This window comes from Sorangium sp. So ce381, assembly GCF_051473845.1.
Taxonomy (GTDB): Bacteria; Myxococcota_A; Polyangia; order Polyangiales; family Polyangiaceae; genus Sorangium; species Sorangium atrum.
The window spans coordinates 5,225,278-5,245,911 of record NZ_CP150336.1 but is presented as its reverse complement, the minus strand read 5'-3'; the positions used below and the strand labels follow the sequence as shown (position 1 = coordinate 5,245,911).

Here is a 20,634-nt window from a genome sequence, read left to right as displayed (position 1 = left end):
GAGTCGCGCGGATCGTCGCAAAAGCGTCTGTCCGCCGCCACATGGCGGCGGAGCGGGCTCCACGCGGCGTTTCGCGCGGTTCCGCGCGCGCACGACACCGCCCGCCGGCGCACGTCGATGGTACGCAGGTGAGGGCTTGCGTGCGACGTCGTCCAGGCGTCGCCTCTCGGCGCGCAACGCGCTAGCCAAGCTCGCCCACTGGTCGTATCACGGAAGGGATGGGGCGCAGTGGAGCGGAGGACATCGACCGGCTTCGACGGGACATCGATCGAGCGCTTGCTGACAAGCTCGACGCGGACAGGGTTCTCCCGCTGCTCGCGCGCCTAGCCCGCGCGACGTCGCCCGGGAGCGAGCCGTGGCTCTACGCGCACCGCCACCTCGCGGAGATGGGCGTGGAGCACGATCCGTGGCGCGCCGCGCTCTTCGCGCGCCGCGTGCTGCAGTTCCACGAGGAGGACGACGGCGCCTGGGCTGTGCTCGGCCTGGCGCAGTCGCTGCTCGGCAACTACCGCTACGCCGCGCGCGCCTACGAGCGCGCGCTGGCCATCGTGCCCGAGAACCCGTGGTACGCGCACAACCTGGGGCACCTCTACGACGTCGCGCTGAACCGCCCGCACGACGCCTTGCCGCTCCTGGCGCAGGCCACCGAGGCGCAGACAGGCGAGGCCGACATCGCCGCGAGCTACGCGCACGCGCTCGCCCGATGCGGCAAGCTGGTGCTCGCCAAGAAGATCTTGAAGCGCGCCATCCGTCACGGGGCGACCGCGGATCAGATGGCGCTGTGGCGCTGGCTCGACGCGGGCGCTCCGACCACGGGCGAGAGCGGCCCAGACCCTCAGCGCCCGGCCGACTCGAAGCGCAAGGCCAAGCGACGGCGCGCTCGCGAGCGTCAGAGCCTCGGCGATTGAGTTCGATCGTCCCGCGCGTGGCTCCGATCACGCGATCCGCGCTGGTGAACAGCCCGCGTCGCATGGGGGGAACCTCACGTGAGCTCCGGCCCTCTCCATCCGCACATCCGAGGAGCGGAAGCAGAAGGTGCGCGCCGACCGAGCTCGGCTGCGCTGCGGCGCGGCATAGGCTGCTGCTGGCGTGGTCGATCGTGACGCGGGGCACGGGCGCAGTTGTGCGGACACGGGCTACCTCGGCTGGGCGACGGTGGATGCCGTCGCCATAAGCGACACGCATGGCCGACGCGAAGCTTGACGGTGGGTTGCCCGGTTGGCGATAAGCTGTGTTTCTCGACTGGTGCTGGACACGGTCCCCGCTCGGGACAGGGCACCCTGCGAGGAGAAGAAATGAGCGTCACGAGCGTGCAAAGGACGGACAGGACGGCGAAGAGCCACGCGCTCTCCGCGGCCGTCTCGTTTGGCCCGCGCGGCTCATCCTCCCGGCACGCGCATGTGGAGCGATCCTGCAAGGGGATCCGCGGCGCCGCGCACCGGAGGGACGCGCTGCCTAGCGCCACGCACGGCGCGCGCGGGCTTACGACGGGGAGTTCGCGATGAGCGAAGAAGCTCTGCGGCAAGAGATTGCGAGGCTCACGGAGCGCATCGCGACGCTCGAGCAGCAGATCGAGGGGCACGAGCGCGCGGCGAAGGAGCAGGCCGCGCAGCTCGACCGGGCGACGCGCGAGGCGCGCGAGCGCGGCGAGCAGCTGGCCCGATCGGACGAGGAGCTGCGGCGACAGGCTGGCATCTTCAAGCTCGTGCTCGACAGCATGGCGGACGGCGTCGCCGTCGTTGACGACAGGGGCGAGCTCCTGATGCGCAACCCGGCCGCGGAGCACATGCTCGGCCGCGCGCCGCTCGACCTCACCTCGGGGGACGACGTGGGGCCCGGCGACGCCACGCTGTTCTTCCCCGATCGCGCGACCCCCTGGCCGATGTCCGAGCACCCGCTGTCGCGCGCGCTGCGCGGCGAGACGGTCGATCAGGTCGAGCTCTTCGCGAGGAAGTCCGCCGACCAGGACGGGCGGGTCGCCCGCCGCTCCAACGGCATGGCGGGCGGCGCGATGCCGACCCTCGCGCCCACCGCGGGGCCGCAGGGGGACGATGTCGAGCCGCGGTCGGTCCGCGTGCCTTCGCTGTTCACCGAGCCGCGCATCGAGCACGGACCGGTGTCCGGCCTGTTCCTGACGGTCAGCGCCAGCCCGATGCGGGGCAAGGACGGGTCGATCTCCGGGGCCGTCGCCGTGTTCCGCGACGCGACCGAGAAGAAGCGCCTCATCGAGGATCTCGAGGCGAAGAACCGCGATCTCGTGGAGAGCGAGAGCGCCAAGGGCGAGCTCGTCGAGCGGCTCCGTTACGCGATCGACGAGATCTCGACGCCCATCCTCGAGCTGTGGGACGACGTCCTGGCGCTGCCGATCATCGGCGTCGTCGACTCGCGCAGGAGCGCCCAGATCATGGAGCGGCTGCTCGACGAGATCGTCCGCCGCCAGTCGCGCTACGTCATCATCGACGTGACGGGCGTCGAGGTGATCGACACGCGGACGGCCGACCATTTCATGAAGCTGATGAAGGCGGTCGAGCTGCTCGGCGCGCGGTGCCGGATCACCGGCGTCAGGCCCGCCGTCGCGCAGACGATGGTCGAGCTCGGCATCAACCTCGGCACCGTGCGCGCAGCGCGCAACCTCAAGCATGCGCTGCGCGAGAGCATGGCGCTCGCCGGCCAGAAGCCGACGCCCGCGTCCCTCATGGGGGCCCGCCGCGGCGCGGCCAAAGACAACGAGAAGCAGACAGGACAGCCGTTCACCCCTGGCGGCCCACGGGCCGCCTTCGATCCGTCGGGCAGCGGTGCAATGACCACGACACAGCTGCAGCTCAGCGCGAGGAAGGAGACGTCCACTTGATGCAAGCGGGTAGGGTCCCCATCGTGGGCCTCTTCGGGAACTTAATCGTCTCGGTGCAGGGCGGGCTCACCGACGGCCAGGTGGAGCAGCTGCGCGACGATGTGACCGGGTCGATCGAAGCGCGATCGCCCCGTGGCCTCATCGTCGACCTCTCCGGTGTCGAGATTCTCGATAGCTATCTCACCCGCGCCATCCGTGACATCGCGCTCACGGCCCGGCTGATGGGCGTCCGGACGGCGGTGTGCGGCTTGCGCCCCGCGGTCGCGATCGCGCTCGTGGAGATGGATCTCGAGATCCCTGGCGTGGTGACGGCGCTCAACCTGGAGCGCGCCGTCGAGATGCTCGCGCCGTCCGCGGAGGACGACATGATGCCGCCGGAGCTCACGAACGAGGTGTCGCATGAAGATCCCTCCTCGTGACGGACCGCCCTCCAGCGGCGGCGCCACGGGGCCGCCGTCGAGCCGGTCCAGCGGACCGGTGTCGACGCGCATGCCGGGTACGCCGCAGTCGGCGCGAGGCCCCGTGCCGTCGTCTCCGCAGATCGTCGGCCGCTCGATCACCGATCAGATCGAGACGGTGCTGGCGCAGTTCCTCTCGCCTGCGGTGAGGAAGAGCGTCATCGACTGCGGGATCCGGCAGGCGAAGGTCGATCCGATGGTCGCGCGCGAGGGTGATCTCCGGCGCCTCCTCGTCGAGGTGAAGCGCGGGGTGAAGCTGTTCGTCCGCGACCAGGCGCAGCTCGATCGGTGTATCTCCGAGCTCGGCGAGCTCGACCACGCCGCCCCTGCGCCGCGCGAGATCACCATCGATGTGCGCAACGAGGAGGACGTGCTGCGCGCGCGGTCAGCCGGCCGCGAGCTCTGCATCGAGCACCTCGTCAGCGATGTCCTGCAGACGAAGATCGTCACCGCGATCTCGGAGCTCGGGCGCAACATCGTCAGGTACGCGGGCAGCGGACAGGTCGTCGTCCGCTCGCTCACCTCGCCGATGCGTGCGATCGAGATCGTCGCGCAGGACAACGGGCCCGGGATCACGAACCTGCCGGAGATCCTGAGCGGCAAGTACCGCTCGCGTCACGGTATGGGCGCGGGCCTCCGCGGTACGAAGGCGCTGATGGATGCGTTCGATGTCAAGACGGCGCCCGGCGCGGGGACGACCGTGACGGTCAGGAAGTACCTCGGATGACGGTCGCTATCGGGACCGCGTGCTGCGTCGCCGCCGGCGAGGAGATCGCCGGCGACGAGGTGGTGGTGGTCCGACAGTCCCCCTGGGTGCTGATCGGCCTCGCCGACGGGCTCGGTCACGGTCCCCACGCCGCGCAGGCGGCCTCCGCGTTCTGCCGGTACGTCGAGGAGCACGCGTCGATGCCGATCGAGGATCTCTTGACCGGGGCAGGGGAGCAGCTCGCGTCGACGCGAGGGGCCGCGGCTGCGCTCCTGCGCATCGACGAGAGCGTGGGCGAGCTCGAGTTCTCGGGCGTCGGCAACATCGCGATGAAGGCGATCACGCGGACGGCCATGCCGAGCTTCTGCTCGGCGGGGATCCTCGGGCGGCGCGTGCGGCGGCTCCGCAGCTTTCGCTTCCCCATCTCGCCCGGCGACGTCGTCCTGCTTCACTCCGACGGGATCTCCAGCGGCTTCGATCTCGGCGCGTTCCGCGACCTCGATCCCGAGGAGATGGCGCGCCGGATCGTCGACGTCCACAAGAAGTCGTTCGACGACGCGACGTGCGTCGTCGCCGTGGTCCGCGACAGGGGCGCGGCGTGACGCAGAGGTCCCCGCCCGCGTTCAGCATCCCCGTCACGCGCGAGGAGGATCGCTTCGCCTGCGCGGCCGAGGGCGCGCACATCGCGCGCTGGGCAGGGCTCTCGGAGCGCGCCCAGCACGAGCTCGCGATCGCGATCGCCGAGCTCGTGTCGAACGCGGTGCGCCACGGCGGCGGCGGGAGCATCAGCATCCGCGCGCTCCGCGATGACACGCAGACGGGCGGCGGTCGGTGGGGCGTCGAGGTGATCGTGCGCGACTCCGGCCCAGGCCTGGACCCGAAGCTGGCGCTGCTCGAGGAGGTAGGGCCGAAGAGCGATCGCGGCCCGTCCTCGTCGAGCTCTGCGCGGCTGACGCCGAGGATGCCCGGTCAGGGGCTCGGCGTCGGGCTCGGGGCCGTGCATCGGCTGATGAGCTCGGTCATCATCCGCTCGTCACCCGGCATCAGCACCGAGATCATCGCCGTCAAGTGGAAGTAAGCGGCGGCCCGCGCGCCCACGCGGCACGGCGGCCGTGGCGAGGAGCGCCCTCGCCCGCTCAGTTGAGCTCTTTCTCGGTCCGCTCGTTCTGCTCGGCTTCGAGGAACGTCGCGGTGATCTCGCGCTCGAGCGCCAGGTTGATCTCGCGCTCCAGCGCCTCGATGCTGCCCGCGAGGCGGGCGACGTTGAGGGCGTAGACGAAGACCCGCGCGCACGGATGGACATCGGCGCTGCCGCGGAGGCCCCGCTCCCGCTCGTCGGCGTTGAGGCCGTCCAGGAGGACCAGCGCGCGGGGATCGACGCCCTCGGCCACGAGCTCCATCCCGGGCACGTCGGAGATGTAGAGCTCCGCCCCCTCGACGTAGCGCCGGAGCACGGGGTTGAGCGCGGCGACCGTCTTCTGCGCCAGCGTCACGAAGCCGTCGCGGCTCGGCGCCCAGGGGGGCATGCCGAGCTCGACGTCGAGCTCGCGGGAGCGCAGGAAGGCCTGCGTCGCGCCGCGGACGTCGCCCCGCTCGTCGCGGATGAGGCCGAGGTAGTAGTGGGCCTCGGCGTGCCGCGGGTCCTTGAGCGCCGCCTCCTCGATGAGCGCGGCGGCCTTGTCAGCCTGGCCGATCTCGTAGAACGCGCGGCCGACGAGGAAGGTGTGGTTCGGGTTGTCGTAGGGGCCCTCGGGGATCTTCGCCGCGACCTGGGCCGCCTCGTCGAGATCGCCCTTGCCGAGGAGCGCGTCGAACTTCAGGAGGAGCGCGTCGATGATCTCCTCGTCGACCTCGGCCAGATCCAGCGCCTGGTCGCACATCTCGATCGCCTGATCGAAATCGCCGAGCGGATGGATGTACACCTCGGCGGCGTTGAGCATCGCCTCCAAGTAGGTGTCATCGAGGGCGATCGCCTGGCGGTACGCCTCGATGGCCTCCTCGCCCTCGCCCTCGAGGGCCGCGACGAAGCCGAGCAGGTTGTGAGCCTCCGGCGAGTTCGGATCTAGCTCGAGCGCCCGCCGGGCCGACGCCTCTGCTCCGCGCGTGTCCCCGCGCTGGACGAGATCCCACCCGCGGTCGAGGTGCGCCGAGAACTGGTCCATGGCGGCTCCACAAGTGTGCGAAGGGGAGCCCCGAGTCAAGAGGGAGCCCTGTCAAAGCGACCGTTCAAGCTGTTGCGAGCACGACCCGCCCGGATTTCCAGCGACCGGCGGAGGCAGGGCGGCGGGCGGGCAGGCCCGCTGGCGGGCCCAGGCGAGGCGCGGCGCGGCTCCGACGCGCGCTCGTCCTCATGCGTCGCGGAGAGCCCGGTCCGGCGTCCTCATGCGTCGCGGAGAGCCCGGTCCGGCCGGTCCACGCGCGGCCCGCTCGAGGTGGAGCGCACCGTGTTGCTGCGTCCTCGTCCGCGCGGCCGATCGGCGCGCGGCCCGCTCACTCGTGGATGGACACGAGCGTGCCGCGGTTCTCCGGCGTGGCCCAGACACCGTGCCAGCCGCGCGGGAGCCTGGGCTCGCTCCAGAAGAACACCTTCTTCGCGTCGAGCGGCGAGAGGTTCACGCAGCCGTGGCTCATCTCCCGGCCGAAGTTTCCGTGCCAGAAGGCGCCGTGGAGGGCGTACGAGCCGTCGTAATACGCGACGAACGGCACGTCCTCGATGCTGTAGGGCAGATCGCCCGCGACCGTGCCGTCGCCGTCCATCGTGGTCGCGATGTGCTTCTCGCGGATGCGGAACACCCCCGTGTGCGTGGGGTGATCCTTCTTCTTGTCCTTCGAGCGCCTCCCCGGCGAGATGAGCGCCGCGAAGACGGGCTTGTCGCCCTCGACCGCGACCAGCGTCTTGCGCGACAGGTTCACGTCGATCCACTTCTCGCCCGGCGCGAGATCCGGCGGCGGGGTGCCGAGATCGGTGTACGTCCCGTCGGCGCCCTTCATCCACCAGCCCTCGGTGGTCTTCCGGTAGACCGTCGACTTGTGGGTGTGGGACTCGCCCGTGAGGCCGAACGCCGCGAAGCGCTCGAGCGAGCCGGCCACGGTGACGGACTTCTTCTCGGCGTCGAACTGGTACTTGCTCGCCGACTTCGCGAGGATGAAGCCGACCGACTTCGCGCCCTCGGGGAAGTCGATGCCCTGCGAGGCCGGCGGCTTGATGATGTACATGCGGTCGCTCGGCGCGACGAGGCCCGCGGTCGTCTTGTACCAGCTGCGGCCGTTCCAGCCGAAGGTCTTGTCGACCGCGACGAAGAAGCCCTTGACCATCCGCTTCGCGACCGTCGAGTCGGCGTCCTTGTCGAGATCGGCGAGCGTGACGCTGCGCGGCCTGCCCTTGTCGTCGACGTTCTCCCACCAGGGCTTCTCGGGCTCCTCCTCGACGGGCGCCGGCGCGATGCCGAGCGACGCGGCCTCGGCGACGGCCGCCGCCTTGTCCTCGACTGCTGCCGGATCCGCCGCGATCGCGGCCACCGGCGCGGGGTTCGCGGCGGCCTCTGCGCGGGCGGCGGCCGCCGCGGCGACCTCCTTCTCGGTCTCCTCGTAGAGCGCCTCGGCGCGCTGCTTCTCCTCTTCCTTCCGCTTGCGCTTCGCGGACTCGAGGTACGGCTCGTAGCGCATCATCTCGTCCTTCGACGGGACGGAGCGGTAGAGGGGCGTGCCGTGCGTCGTGTTGAAGGCGTACTTGTACGGGAGGACGTCGTCGAGGTTCGGCGGCGTGATGCCGAGGCGGACCTGCGGGTTCGACAGGTCCGTCGTGGCCGACCTCCCGCAGACGTAGCCGCCGTCGAGGAGGCGGTACCATCCCTTGGCGCAGCTACCGCCCTTGATGGGCTTCGGATCGACCGGCACCTTGCCGCCGAGCCGGATGTAGCCGAGCCGCTGCTTGGAGAACTCCATCGTCGGATAGACCGCCGCCTGCGGCACGATCGAGCCGAGAAGCGGCCCCGTGTACGGCTTGTCGGGCGCGGGGGGCTCCGGGGCCTCGGAGGGCGCGGCGGCCGGGGCCTCCCTGGGCGCCTCGGCGGACGCGGCGGCGCGCGCGGAGGACGTCGGCGTGGGGCGGGGGAGGGACGAGGTCCGCTCGGGCGGCGAGTTGCCTTCGGTGGAGGGGCCAGGAGGGGCCTCGCCCTGGCATCCGCTCGCCCACGCCGCGGTGCCGGCGAAGGCCGCCGCGGCGACGAACCCGAGCACGCTGGACACGAGCGAGGTGCGCACGCCGCCGCCCCCGGCGCGTTCGGCGCCCGGCGCCGGTTGCGGGTTCCGCAGGTCGTCGGTGCGGACATTGCCGCTGCCGTGCGATCGAGCGGGGTCCTTCTGCCCGCGGGGGCGGGGCGCCTGAGAGCGGTTCATCGCATCCACAGCGTTGGGCGAGGACCGGCCTTCCCGATCCTCGCGGTCTGATGATCGACCCGTAGGGTCGGGTCGGCTCGGCGGTCTTAGTACCTGGTCACTCACGTGTCGATCCACTTCTCTGCGGAGCGCGCGCCCCTCGAGCTGGCGATGGCGGGCGCCGGGGCAGGCGGCATCGCATGACCATCGCCCGAGCGAACGACGTGCCACGGAGCCGCGACGCGCGGTGAGGGCGCGCTCCGGGGCTCGGATGCCGTTCGGACGGCTGCTGCTAGGGTACCGCCGTGGCGGAACGGACCCCGGGGCGTGGCTTGAACAACACGACGGAGGCCCAGCGCGTGGGCCGTGGCACCGCGGCGGTTCCGCTCGTTCGCGCCGCATCCAGGCGCGCGCTCGTCACCGCGGCCGCCGTCGCGGCGCTCCTGCACCTGCCCCTGCTCCCGACCCCGCTGTTCGCGTGGCTCGACGCGATGTTCGCGCTCCGGGGCGAGCTGGCCGACTACGACGCCGGCGAGACGATCGTGCCGATCGATCTGGATCTCCTCGCGGACGACCCCAGCGCGGTGGCGGCGGCGCCCTCCGCGAGCGGCGGTGAGGGGGCGCCTTCCGGGGCGGGCGCCGCCGCGCCCGCGACGCCGTCGCCCGCGACGCCGCCCACGGCGTCGGCGAGCGCCTCGCCGGAGGCGCCGGACGCGGGCGCGCCCGAACGGCCGCGCCGGAAGCCGCCTGGCGACGCAGGCCCGGACGCGTCGGGCGACGGGGGCACGGAGAACGACGGCGATCACCCGAACCTGCGGACCCCGCTGAGCGCCGCGGGCGCGCCGGGCAAGCTCGCGTCGAAGGACCCGAACGTCCAGGTGCTCATCGCCGGCGACCGGCTCCGCAGCCACGAGCTCGGCGCGTGGTTCGGCCGGATCCTGACGACCATCCCCCAGTGGCAGTCCTTCTTCAGCGACACCGCCGTCGACCCGATCCGGGACATCGACCACCTCCTCATCGCCGGGCCGCAGCTCCGCGACTCCAGCAAGGTCGTCGCGGTCATGGACTACCGGGCGCCCGAGGAGACCATGCGCGCGGCGGTCGACGTCATCGTGCAGCGATCGAACGGCTCGTGGATCGAAGACGCCCCCGTCCCCGCCGCCCGGGCCACCGCCGACCGCAGCAAGCGCATCTTCGCGATGGTCCCGGACCGGCGCCTGCTCGTGGTCCTTCCCGCTGCTGAAGAAGATCAGCTGTACAAGTTGAAGTCCATGAAAGGATTCAACAAATCTTCGGCGGCAGGCATCGTCATCTCGATGCTCACGCCCGCGAACGCCTTCCGCGGGGTCCAGGCGATCCCGCGCAGCCTCGCGTGGATGCGGCTCACCGTCACGCCGACCAAGGATGGGGGCGCGGACCTCGCCCTCACGGCGGGCGATGAATCCGCTGAAGATGCGCTGGTTCACGCGCAGGAGCTCACGAAGACCTTGAACGCGATCCGGACCATCGACCTGGGGATCACGAGGATCGATGTGGTGGATGAGATCGCCTTCAACACCGACGGGAAGGTCATCTGGTCGAAGCTCCACGTCACGAACCGGCAGCTCAAGCTGATCATGGGGTTCGTGGAGAAGGCGCTTCTGGAGCAGGGCGGCGCGCGGAAGCCGTAGCGCGCCGGGGCGAAGGCGGCCGCGCCGGGGCGGAGTGCCGCCCGGGCCGCGCGGAACACTAGCCAAAGCGGCGGCGTTCAGTTAATCCGACCAGCCCGCGCCGATGACGCCCGAACACTCTCCGTACGCCGTGCTCGATGAGCTTGCCGGACACCCCCGCGGCGACGACCTCGCGCGGGTCGTCCACACCGCGGCCTTTGCCGCCGCGGATGAGCGGCGAACGACCCTGGAGGGCGGCCTCGCGGAGCTCGTCGACCGGGCGGGACTGTCGGTCGCCGACGCGGAGACCCGGTTCGGCAACGTGGTCCGGGCGCTCGAGCGCGGCACGAGCGAGGGCGCGGGGAGCGCGACCCGGGTGCTCCTGGCCACGCTGCTCGCGCGCGGGGTCGCTCTCTCACCGCCCGACGGGCCGGAGGCGGAGGGCCGCGTCGCCGAGGCGCTCGTCTGGCTGGCGACGTACACCTCCGTCGACGCGCTGACCGCGCTGGACGCCGCGCTGGGCGAGCGCGCCGCGGGCCTCTGGCGGTCGATCGCCGCGCTGGTGCGGCGCGCCGACCAGGGCGCGCTGCCGCAGCTCGGCCGGGCGGGCGCGATCATCGCCGCGGCGGCGGTGCGGGGGAGCACCTCGCCCGACGCGCGCGCCGAGGCCGCGGCGCTGGTGGACGACGTGCGCGATCCGATCGTGCGCTCGCTGCTGCGCGACGCGCTCTCGCCCGGCAGGCGACCGAGCCGCGCGCCGAGCGCCAGCGGGGCCGCGCAGGAGGGCGCCGGGGCCGCCGGGGACGAGAGGTGGGCGCCGGAGCGCGACGGCGGGGCGACGGCGCGGCTCGCGGGCGAGCTGTCACCGCCGCCGCGCGGGCCGGTGGCGCTCGTGCTGCTGGCGGCGACGGGGATCTTGCTCGTGATGCACGTCCTCCGGCTCGCCGGGCGGTTCCTTCTGCGGTACCGCCGGCCCGCCGAGCTGGAGGTCGGCCCGAAGGGCGTGACCGTCCGGAGCCGGACAGAGCTGTTCGGCCGGACGCTGCGGGAGCGGGAGACGTACATCCCGGTCGAGGCGCTCCTCCGGGCGACGCGCGAGGTGCGCTACCCGCGGCTCGCCCTCTACGCAGGGCTCGTCGCGCTGGGGTTGGGGACGTACCTGGGCGTGTCGCTGCTCGTCGACGGCGCGCGCGCGGGCTCCCCGGAGCTGCTCGGCATGGGCGCGCTCGTCTTCGCCTTCGGCGCGGCGCTCGACTTCGGGCTGTCGCACCTGGAGACGGCGACGCGCGGCCGCTGCCGCGTGGTGCTCGTCCCGCGGAAGGGCCCGGGGGTCGCGCTCGCGGGGATCGAGCGCGACGCTGCGGACCTCGCGCTGGGCAAGCTGCCGCGCGCCTGAAACTTGGCCGGATCGCGCCGCCTCCGCTAGGCCGATCGGGCGAGGTGATGGCGATGCGCACGAAGACCGAAGCGATGGCGGGGCTCAGGCGGATGCTGCACGACATGCTGACCGCGCAGGAGGGCGGGGAGAGCGCTCCCCGCCTGGCGCGGGTGAAGGGCTGCGTCGACGGCGCGATGCGCGCGCTGCTCGACAGCGGGCAGGCGACCCGGAAAGAGCTCCTCGATCTCGTGGCCGCGGAGCGCGCGCGCGTGAGCGGCCCGGCGACGGCGGAGATCGGCGCGGCGTCGCTGGTCGCCTGACGGCGCGTCGGCGCCGATCACTGCTGCGGGCAGCTCGTGTTGCCGGCGAAATCCCAGCAGGCGCCGCTCACCCCGGCCGCGCCGTCGCTCCCGGGGGAGCCACCGAGCCCGGCGGAGCCGCCGTTGCCAGCCGTGCCTCCGGTGAACGGCACCTCGGCGGCCGCGGGGCTGGGCGTGACCTTGTAGGCGATGCCCACCGCGTGGCCGCCTCGGCCGCCGCCGCCAGGGCCGCCATCGCCGCCCGCACCGCCCTTGCCGCCCATGCAACCCGCGAGCGAGCCGGCGCCGGCGACGCGACTGCCCCCTTTGCCCCCCATGCCGCCCGAGCCACCGGGGCTTCCACCCCCGCCCTCGCCTCCATTGCCCGCCTTGCCGACGGCGATCGTCACATCGGTCAGCGCCAGCTTGGTCCCCAGGCTGAGGATCCCGACGCTCGACCCGCCGGCCTTGCCACCGCCGCCTCCCGTTCCACCGCAGCCGCCGGCCCCGCCGCCGCCGCCGCTTGCGCCCGCGCCGTCGATGTAGCCACCTCCGCTGGCCATGCAGAAGCGTCCTGCTTTCGCGCCACCGCCGCCGCCGCCGCCTTGACCGCGCGTCCCGCTGACGCCTGCGCCGCCGTCGCCTCCGGTGACGCCGACCAGCGTCAGCGTGGTGCGGTCGCCAGCTGCGCCAGCGCTGCCGGAGGCGCCCCTCGCGCCGCTCGCGCCGTCCCTGCACTCGGTCGTCTCTCCCGTACCCCCCGTCTGTCCGTGTCCGGTGCCGCCGAGGCCGAGCTCGGTCGGGGAGACCGCCGGAGGCGTGCCGTCGCCACCGGTCTGTCCGCGCCCCTCATCCACCGCGGGCTGTCCTCCCAGGCCGCCGACGCCGCCGCTCGTTTCGCCGTCCTCGCACGTCGTCACGCCGGGCTGGCCGCTGTAGACCGCCACGAGGCACGCGCTCGAGACGTCCTCCAGCGCGTTCGCGCCGTCCTGCGCGACCGCCGGCGTCTCGCCGTTCGCGCCGTTCATCCCGTTGCCTGCGATGACGTCGACGTGATCGAGCTGCGCGTCGATGTCCGCGACCGCCACGCCGATCGACGACCCGCCCGTAGCCGTCGCGTTGGCCGCGCTGATCGTGAAGCTCCGCACCCGTGTTCCGCCCGCGTCCTCGGTCAGCGTGAGCGCCACCTTGTTCGCGGGCCCTCCAATGGTGCTTCGCGCCGCCGGGCTCCACGTCCAGCCGGCGTTGCAGTCGAAGCCGCCGATCACCTCGATGGCCGCATTGACCGTGACGCTCTCCTCGAACACGCCGCTCGAGCACACGAGCACCCGCTTGCCGTTCGCGCTCGCGATCGCCTCCGAGAGCGACGCGTACGGCCTCGCCTTCGTCCCGTCTCCTCCGGACGCCGCGCCCGCGCTCGCGAACACCGCGCACCGGTCCACCACCGTGCTCGCGTCCTGGGTCGGGTCCGGCTCGCACGTGGGGCCAGGGTCGTTGCCGCCGCCCGTCGGCTCGGGGGGGCAGTACCTCGAGTCTTCCTTGCAATCCTCGGCGTAGGACAGCGGCCAGCACCCGGCGAGGTGCAGCGCCGCGACGGCCGACGCGGCGGGGAGCAGCCACAGAGAGAACGGGACGCCGATCCGCCGCCGCGCGGCGCGCCGCGCGGGCGCGCCGGCCTGGTCCTGCGCTCCACCGGATGGCGCAGATGCGTTGCTCACCGCGTTGCTGCTCGTTCGTTCCGTCGCTCTCATCGTCCCAAGCCTTTCCTGTGACGCTTCGCTCTGCCTGCAGATCCTCGCAGAAGGCGCACCCGCGCCCTGGCCGCGCCGACCCAGGAGCATACCCAGTCGGCGGATCGCCTGCTCAACGGCGATCCGTCGGCCGAGCGCTCCAGGGGGACGCCGCACGCGGCGATCCGGTCATCTCACGGCCCAGGCGCTCGCGCCCCGGCGCGCGCTTCAGGGAGCGACGAGCGCCACGTCTCCCTTCGTGGTCTGTCCGCCGACGCGCCACCAGTTCGCGATGAGCAGCCGCCCGTCCACCTCCACGATCCGCGAGAAGGCGCCCGCGAAGCCCTCCTGCTCGATCGCCCGGATGAGCCAGCTGTGGCCGTCGCCGCTCTTCGTCCCGATCGCGAGCCGCAGGGTCCCGCTCGTCGCGTCCTGGTAGCTGATGCGCACCTCCCCGGCCGCCGTCACGAACACGTTCGCGTCGTCGCCGATGAGGTGCTGCCCGTCCTCGAAGGGGGCGCCCTCGATCCCGAGCCCGTCGTCCGCCACCTCGGAGGGCTCGACCTCCGTGCCTCCCTTCACCCGCGCGTACCGCAGCCCCTCCGAGCGGCCGTCCGCGTAGGCGAGGTGCCAGTCGCCAGCGCGATCGATGAACAGCGACGTCCCCATGCCCACGTCGCCCGTGTCCGTCCCGTCCGGCGCCGCGCCGTCCACGATGCGGGTCTCCCACGCGCCCATCGACTTCGACGCGATCACCACGTCGCCGTGGATGCGATCGTAGAACGCCAGGCCGAACCCGCCCGCATCGTCGGGCGCCATCGCGATGTAGTCGCCGATCGCCTCGGGGTACGTCTCGAGCCGGTTGCCGTCGGAGATCGCGGCGCACGCCGGCGAGCCGCCGTCGTCGATGCACGCCTGCCCGGAGGCGCACCCCGGCTCGCAGTCGCCGGCCGCGCGCGGTGTCGCGCAGCGCCCCGTGCTCCGGATGCACTTCGCCCCGGCGCCGCAGAGGAACGCGCGGCACGGCGTCGCCTCGTCCTTCGCCACGTCCTCGAACCGCCACGCGCCCTCCCCGGGCGAGGCGCTCTCGCCGGTCGCGATCCGGACGCTCGACGTGACCGAGCCGCCCTCGCCGGGCTCCATCGCGAGGTAGGCGATGACGGGCAACTCCTTCACGAAGAGCAGCTTCGCGTAGCGGCCGATATCGCTGCTCGGCGCCTGCTGCACGAAGCTCACCGCCCACGTGTCTCCCTGCCGCTGCGCGAACTTGAGCGCGCGGTTCGTGCGGTCGTAGTAGGCCACCGCCGGGTTTCCGTCCGGCCCGACCGCGATGGACGTCCAGAGGCCGACGTCGTCGCCGGGCTCGGTCTGGCCCCCGCGAAACCCGCTCACGTCGAACCTGGCCGGGTCGACCGGGGGCTCCGCGGGCACCCCGTCGATCGCTTCCCACGCGACCGCCTCGCCGTCCCACGTGCCGACCACGAGGTCGCCCCAAGCGAACGCGTTGCGCCAGTCGGCCTCCGCGTAGCCGGCGACCCAGACCGTGCGCTTGTCGGCGGCGACCGCGACCGAGGTGTACGCGCCGATGAGCCCGTGCTCCAGCGTCGTGCAGTCGGGCGCGACGCACCCCTGTTCCACCTCCTCCGGCTCTTCGCTGCACGAGCATCCGGCGTGCGAGCCGAGGAGCGCGACGACGGCGGCCCCGGCCAGCGCGCCCTTCACGCCGCGCGCGCCGCGCCGCGCAGGGCGCCGAGGCGACGAGCCCCGGTCGCCGCGCCGCGCGAGCCGCAAGGCCGCCGCCGCGACGACGAGGCCGAGCCAGCGGACGCCCGACGGCGCCTCGCCGGCGCCGCCAGCCATGACGCATCCGCAGCCCGCCGCCGGGTCGACGGGGACCCGGCCGCGGAGGATCGCCTGCCGCGCCGTGCCGAGGTTCCCCTCCTCGTCCACGGCCTCGACCTCGATCTCGACGGCGTCGCCCACCTCCACCGACGTCGTCTCCGCCGCCGTCGACCAGGGCGACCACGCGCCGTCATCGAGCCGCACGCGCACCTTCGCGCGCGCGGCGTCCGAGACCCGATCGCTCACCTCGATCGGCACCCGGCCGTCCACCGCGGCGCCGACGGAGATGACCGGCGGATCGACGTCGACCACCATCTCGACGGTCGCCGGCGTGGGATCGAGCGACAGGGGAGCGCCCGCGATCCGCGATCGCACCGAGATCACGTGACGCCCCTGGAGCCGCAGCCAGTCGTCGTGCAGGTCGACGACGCGCTCGCGCCTGAACGGGCGCCACACGCCGCTGTCGATCCGGTACGAGTACTCGACGGTCCGCGTGCCGTCGTCGAGCGGCGAGCTCATGACGAGACGCGCCGTCGGCCCGTTGTCGCGGGTCATCGTGGGCAGGCGGAGCCCCTCGGCGCGCACCTCCTTGCGGCTCAGCTCGGCCTGCGTGTCGCTCCTCGGCGAGCGCTGCTGCGCCGTCGTTCCGAACGCCGCGAAGATGCCGAGGTAGTTGTCCTGCCCCTTCGTGAGCTTCCTCAGGCCGGGGGAGCCCGCGCCCTCGGCCGACTCCGGGATGACCAGCGAGAGCCCGAGCGCCGAGAGCGGCCCGTCGAGATCGATCGCCGGGATGCCGCCGCCGATCAGCTGCCCGAGCTGACCGCTGAGGAGGCCGCCCAGCGCCTCCGCGATGTTCTCGGGGTTCTCCCGGAGCAGCCCGTTGTTCGTCACCTCGCCGTTCTCGACCCTGAGCGCCTCGATCACCGGCGTGAGACCCTCGGGGGTGACCGAGAGGTTCATGGGCACGTCCACATCGAACGTCGCCGTCATGAACCGGATGAACCTGTCGAGCGACCAGATGTAGAAATCGAAGCTCGCCCGGTCCAGCCGGATGCGGATCAGCGGGTCGTCACTTCCGTTCGTGCCATCACCGAAGGTGACCCGAGGCGGCGCCTGCGGGCGGATGACGACAGCGACCTGCTGCGACTCGCGCTGCAGCGCGAGATCCTTTGCGGAAGGGGTCAGCAGCCCCAGCGTGCCAGAGTTGAGGAGAGGCACCGTCTCCGTGGAGATGCCGAGACAGAGCAGGCCGCTGTTGTAGAGACCGTTCATGGCATAATTCACGAAGCGCTCGGAGATCGCGAGACCGACGTGAGGGCCGGGAAGGTCGGCTGGCCAGTCGGAGAGGGTGTTGGCGACGAGCTCATCGGGAATCGGGATGCCCGCCGGGAGCGCCATGTTCGACAGCGGCACACATTTCGATGTCGGCACCGGCTCGGCGCCGCCATAGAGGCCAAGGGTGAGCCCGTCGCCGACCGGGTTGAGGTCGCCCCACGCGAGATCGGAGCCGTCGTCCCGCTCGCTCATGCCGCCGCCGGCGAGCAGGAGGTCGAACCCGCCCTGCGTGCCGGGGGAGATGCTCGCGAGCAGCCGGCCGAGATCGATGTGGCCCTCGACCCCGAGCAGGATCGAGGCGCACTCGTCGTTCGCGTGCGTGCCGTAGCGGCAGACGCCGCCGATGTCGTTCGTGCCGTCGGGGCAGGCCTGGTCCTGCGTCGGATCCGCCTTCAGACAGAGCTGCTGGTCGAGCTGGGCCTTCAGCGTTTCAGAGAGCGAGCCGGTCAGGAGGGGGAGGACGATGGGGCGCAGAAAATCGAGGATGTCGCCGGCGATGGAGTCGCCGCAGTTGAGCCGCAGCCTCGACTCGAGCTGATCCTTGCCGATGTCGAGCCGGACGATCTTGACGCGCGAGTAGCCCTGCCGCGAGTGCTGCGGATTGACGTCGATCTCGACGGAGAGCTCGACGTCGAGGTTGATGTTCGTGAAGGTCTGGTCGTCGGGTGGGCACGCGTCGTTGCCGTTGAGGGTCGCGATGACCGTGCTGTCCGTGATGAGCAGGTTGACCAGGATCGGGAGGTTCTGCAGGCGCACGGGCAGAGATCCCCGGATTCGCAGGTTATGCGGCGTCCTCGGCTCGATCTGGAGCGCTGCACTCCCCACGTCGATCTCCGCCGTGCACCTGGGCGGGCTCGCGTTCGGGTCGGCTCCGCCGGGACAGACCGTGTAGCCGGTCCCAGAAGACCTGGGGATGGAGAACGTGATCACGCCGCCGTCCCCACCCCCGAGCAGCGCGCGCCCGAGGACACCCAGGTTCTGCTCGAGGAACTCGACGCCCGACTGCGTGAGCCGCGCCGCGCCGGCGTTCTCGATGCGATCCGCGGGCTTGAAGCCGGCGGGGAGGGGGGTCATTCCACAGCCGGCGCACCCGCCGCCCGAAGCGGCGCATCCGGCGATGATGAGGAGAGCAAGGATGGCGGAGAAATGCTTGATGAGGCGGGGCATAAGGAACCCTCCGGGGGAGCGCGACCCGCAGCGCCGCGCCCGCTGGACGCGGGCTTCAGGACGCCACGACAGATCGTACGCTCCCCGGAGAGCCCCCCGCAAGCGCTACTGCGGACAGAGACCGGTAATCTTGACCGCGCTCGCGGCATACTCGCCGCCAAGCGCATAGGCGTCGGCGCAGTCGTCCGTCGCGGCCGAGTTCGTCGCGCTGCACCAGTCGCCCTTCAGCACGATCTTGCCGCTCTCGTCGCGCTTGCACGTATTCGGGGTCTCACCGGTGCCGTACTCTCCGATATCGCCCGAGAGCACGACACAGAGGCTCTGCTCGATCCCGGGGATGATCACCCGATCGACCTCTTCCAGCGTGATGAACGCGGTGAGCTTGCCGCCGTTGATGAACGCAGGGGGATCGCCGTCCGGGCCGGGGAGGCAGGCCTCCGTCGGGTCGAGCCCCTCGCGGTTGTACCGTCCGATGCAGTTGTTGTCCGCCGACACCTTCGCGTCGGTGAGCTGCACCTCGTGCATGGGCAGGACGATCGGCTCGGCGGCCGCGTCTCCCGCGCCCGTGTCCAGGAAGATCGGGACGTTCAGGATGTCGGCCGCGCCGCTCCAGGCGCCGTCGGTCAGCGGGGCGTCGAGCTCCTTCGGCGCGATCTCGAACTCGCCTGCAGACATGTTGGCGAAGCAGTAGCCCGCGAGCGGGTCGCTCGTGGGCATCGCGCCGCCGGTGCGCAGCTTGCCGGTCGCCGTGTCGAATTCGAGCAACCAGGAAAAGGTCCCGGTGCCATTCAAGTTGCACACGGGCAGATTCATCGTCAGGCCCTCGGCGACGAGGCGGGCGATATAGCCGACCGCGAGCACGTCGGGCTTCGTGACCGTCAGCTGCGCCATCCGCAGACCGAACTTGGTCGCGCCCTGATTGTCGTGGACGGCAATGCAATCGGAAGCGACAGCCGTGCAGACCGGGTTCTTCGGCGTACAGTCGCCAGGAGCCCCGCCGCCGGTCCCCCCTGCTGAGCTCGAGCTCGTCTCGCCGGCGTCATCGCCCCCGCACCCCGCCCCCGCCGCCGAGCCCATCAATGCGGACACACCTAGTACGCAAAACCACTTCAAAAACCGCATCTCTTGCCTCCTTCGGTGTTGCAAGGTGCGGAGTATAGGCGGCGGAAATGCGATGACCACGCGGTCGGGGTGACGCCGCACCGCGTCGCTATCGCCACATTCACGTCACGCCCCGATGAGCGCGACGCCCTGCGGAGCTCGGCGCGACGCCTAGCGGCGCTCGTAGCGGTCGCCGAGCCGGGCGCCGACGGGGAGCGCGCGCAGCAGGCGAATCATGGTCCACACCGTGCCAGCCAGCTTGCGCAGCTTCGAGGTGCCGACCCGCTCGTTGTACTCGATGGGCATCTCCACCACGCGATAGCCGCACTTCGCGGGGAAGAGCAGCGTGTCGATGGGCAACGCGTCGCCCTCACCGTCGAAATCGAACGCGCGAATCACCGAGCAGCGGTAGGCGCGCATTCCGCTATGGACGTCCGACGTCGGGATGCCGTGCATCGCGTGTGTCATGGCGGCAAAGGCACGGTTGGCGATGTAGTTCGGGACCGGCATGGCCGCCGGCCTCGTGCGGGTGCGCGCGCAGTTCACCACGTCGGCGCCCTCCTCCTCGACGAGGCGCCTGAGCACGGGGATGTTCTCGGCCGGATAGGTGAAGTCGCAATCGAGGTAGATGAGGAGATCGCTCCGGGCGGCGGCGCTGTACATGAGGAGCTCCATGGCCGGCCCGTGGCCGCGGGGCGGCACCTGCCGGAGCACGCGCGCCCCGAGGCCGGCCGCGATCTCGGGGGTCCTGTCCCGAGTGGAGCTGTCGACGCAGAGGATCTCCGCGTCGGGCGCGGCCTTCCTGATCTCGCCGATCATGGCGCCGACGCTCTCCTCTTCATCCATGGTCAGCATGCCGACGGTGAGCCGCATCCGGCGCGGGCGCGGCGGCTTCCGGGCGACGATCACGTGCTGGAACGCGAGGAGGCCGGGCGCGCGGTCGGCGACAACGTCCTCCAGCGGGCGGACGAGCGCGTGATACGCCTTGTAGGGGAGCGAGCTGGCGAGATCGGTGGGGTCGTCGCCCGCGCCGAGGCCGCGGAGGATGAGCCCCTTGGCGCCGCGGACGAGCATCGGGTTCTGCTCGACGCGGAGCACCTCGAGCCCGGCGCGCTCGATGAGCCGGACCGCCGACGCGCGGGTGAAGAAGCGGAGGTGCGTGTCGTCCAGGATGCCGCTCGGCTCGTAGTCGAACCGGCCGGCGAGCAGGCCGAGGCGCACCGGCCAGGCCGCGACGTTGGGGAGCGAGACGATGACGTGGCCGTCCTCCTCGAGGTGGGGCAGGAAGCGGCAGAGCACGGCGAGCGGGTCGGCGGTGTGCTCGAGGACGTCGGCGAACAGGAGCAGGTCGAAGCGCCGGTCGCCGAGCGCCTCGCGCACGGCGGCGTCGCTCGTGATGTCGGCGGCGAGGACCTCGTCGAGCGCCGCGCCGGCGCGCGCGAGCGAGCCGGGCGCGATCTCGATCCCGGTCACGCGCGCGCCGGTGCGCTTGACGGCCGCGCCGTTGAGCCCGATCCCGCAGCCGACGTCGAGCGCCGTCCGAGGCCGGCCGGCGGCGGCGACGAGGGCCCGGTTCACCTCTTCGACCGCGTACTTGCGCCCGGCGAGGGCCTCCGGCGCGGCGCGGGGCGGCGAGCGCCGACCCGGGGCGTCTCCGTGATCCAGAGGGCGCGGCCCGCGATCTTCTCCGTCGTCCCCGTCGTCCCCGTTTGCTCGCGCGTGGCCGGGCTCGGCGTTCACG

15 protein-coding genes are annotated in these 20,634 nt (G+C 72.1%); 9 read left to right on the top strand and 6 right to left on the bottom strand.

Annotated features, from left to right (window positions below; translation table 11 throughout):
- The first annotated feature begins 218 nt into the window (after positions 1-218).
- The 6 genes from WMF29_RS19660 to WMF29_RS19635 all read left to right on the top strand — a co-directional run bounded on the left by WMF29_RS19660 (position 219) and on the right by WMF29_RS19635 (position 5,093).
- Positions 219-908, top strand: coding sequence for a hypothetical protein (locus WMF29_RS19660; protein WP_272099254.1), 690 nt, complete (start codon positions 219-221; stop codon positions 906-908).
- 593 nt (positions 909-1,501) lie between these two features.
- Entirely contained in the window at positions 1,502-2,851 is a 1,350-nt protein-coding gene (locus WMF29_RS19655) for an STAS domain-containing protein (protein WP_437330310.1), read from the top strand.
- A 23-nt stretch (positions 2,852-2,874) separates the two neighbouring features.
- Complete coding sequence (locus tag WMF29_RS19650; protein WP_157906757.1) at positions 2,875-3,270, top strand: STAS domain-containing protein; 396 nt, start codon at positions 2,875-2,877, stop codon at positions 3,268-3,270.
- Entirely contained in the window at positions 3,251-4,036 is a 786-nt protein-coding gene (locus WMF29_RS19645) for an anti-sigma regulatory factor (RefSeq protein ID WP_272099248.1), read from the top strand. Before WMF29_RS19650 ends, WMF29_RS19645 begins: the two co-directional genes overlap by 20 nt.
- On the top strand, positions 4,033-4,617 hold the full coding sequence (locus tag WMF29_RS19640; protein WP_437330309.1) for a SpoIIE family protein phosphatase: 585 nt from the start codon (positions 4,033-4,035) through the stop codon (positions 4,615-4,617). The genes WMF29_RS19645 and WMF29_RS19640 overlap by 4 nt, the downstream gene beginning before the upstream one ends.
- A complete protein-coding gene (locus WMF29_RS19635) occupies positions 4,614-5,093 on the top strand; it encodes an ATP-binding protein (protein ID WP_437330308.1) in 480 nt (159 codons plus the stop codon). The genes WMF29_RS19640 and WMF29_RS19635 overlap by 4 nt, the downstream gene beginning before the upstream one ends.
- 58 nt (positions 5,094-5,151) lie before the next feature.
- Here WMF29_RS19635 and WMF29_RS19630 read toward each other — a convergent pair whose 3' ends face one another.
- Together WMF29_RS19630 and WMF29_RS19625 are read right to left on the bottom strand one after the other, a co-directional pair.
- The gene (locus WMF29_RS19630) at positions 5,152-6,177 is read right to left on the bottom strand and encodes a tetratricopeptide repeat protein (RefSeq protein ID WP_272099242.1); all 1,026 of its coding nucleotides are present in this window, start codon (positions 6,175-6,177) and stop codon (positions 5,152-5,154) included.
- 328 nt (positions 6,178-6,505) lie between these two features.
- A complete protein-coding gene (locus WMF29_RS19625; RefSeq protein ID WP_437330307.1) occupies positions 6,506-8,413 on the bottom strand; it encodes a L,D-transpeptidase in 1,908 nt (635 codons plus the stop codon).
- Between the two features lie 284 nt (positions 8,414-8,697).
- On the opposite strand from WMF29_RS19625, the gene WMF29_RS19620 reads away from it, so the two are divergent.
- From WMF29_RS19620 to WMF29_RS19610, 3 genes are all read left to right on the top strand, one after another.
- On the top strand, positions 8,698-10,062 hold the full coding sequence (locus WMF29_RS19620; protein WP_437330306.1) for a hypothetical protein: 1,365 nt from the start codon (positions 8,698-8,700) through the stop codon (positions 10,060-10,062).
- 103 nt (positions 10,063-10,165) lie between these two features.
- Positions 10,166-11,437: a hypothetical protein gene (locus WMF29_RS19615; protein ID WP_437330305.1), complete on the top strand. Its 1,272-nt coding sequence runs from the start codon at positions 10,166-10,168 to the stop codon at positions 11,435-11,437.
- Between the two features lie 53 nt (positions 11,438-11,490).
- Entirely contained in the window at positions 11,491-11,739 is a 249-nt protein-coding gene (locus WMF29_RS19610) for a hypothetical protein (RefSeq protein ID WP_437330304.1), read from the top strand.
- Positions 11,740-11,756: 17 nt separating this feature from the next.
- Here the strand turns inward: WMF29_RS19610 and WMF29_RS19605 are convergent, their stop codons facing one another.
- From WMF29_RS19605 to WMF29_RS19590, 4 genes are all read right to left on the bottom strand, one after another.
- Entirely contained in the window at positions 11,757-13,436 is a 1,680-nt protein-coding gene (locus WMF29_RS19605; RefSeq protein ID WP_437330303.1) for a hypothetical protein, read from the bottom strand.
- A 240-nt stretch (positions 13,437-13,676) separates the two neighbouring features.
- The gene (locus tag WMF29_RS19600; RefSeq protein ID WP_437330302.1) at positions 13,677-17,792 is read right to left on the bottom strand and encodes a hypothetical protein; all 4,116 of its coding nucleotides are present in this window, start codon (positions 17,790-17,792) and stop codon (positions 13,677-13,679) included.
- A gap of 105 nt (positions 17,793-17,897) precedes the next feature.
- Positions 17,898-18,914 (bottom strand): hypothetical protein, encoded by a 1,017-nt coding sequence (locus WMF29_RS19595; protein WP_437330301.1) that lies wholly within the window; start codon positions 18,912-18,914, stop codon positions 17,898-17,900.
- Positions 18,915-19,064: 150 nt separating this feature from the next.
- Positions 19,065-20,633, bottom strand: a complete 1,569-nt coding sequence (locus WMF29_RS19590) for a methyltransferase domain-containing protein (protein ID WP_437330300.1) — start codon at positions 20,631-20,633, stop codon at positions 19,065-19,067.
- Position 20,634 lies beyond the last annotated feature (1 nt).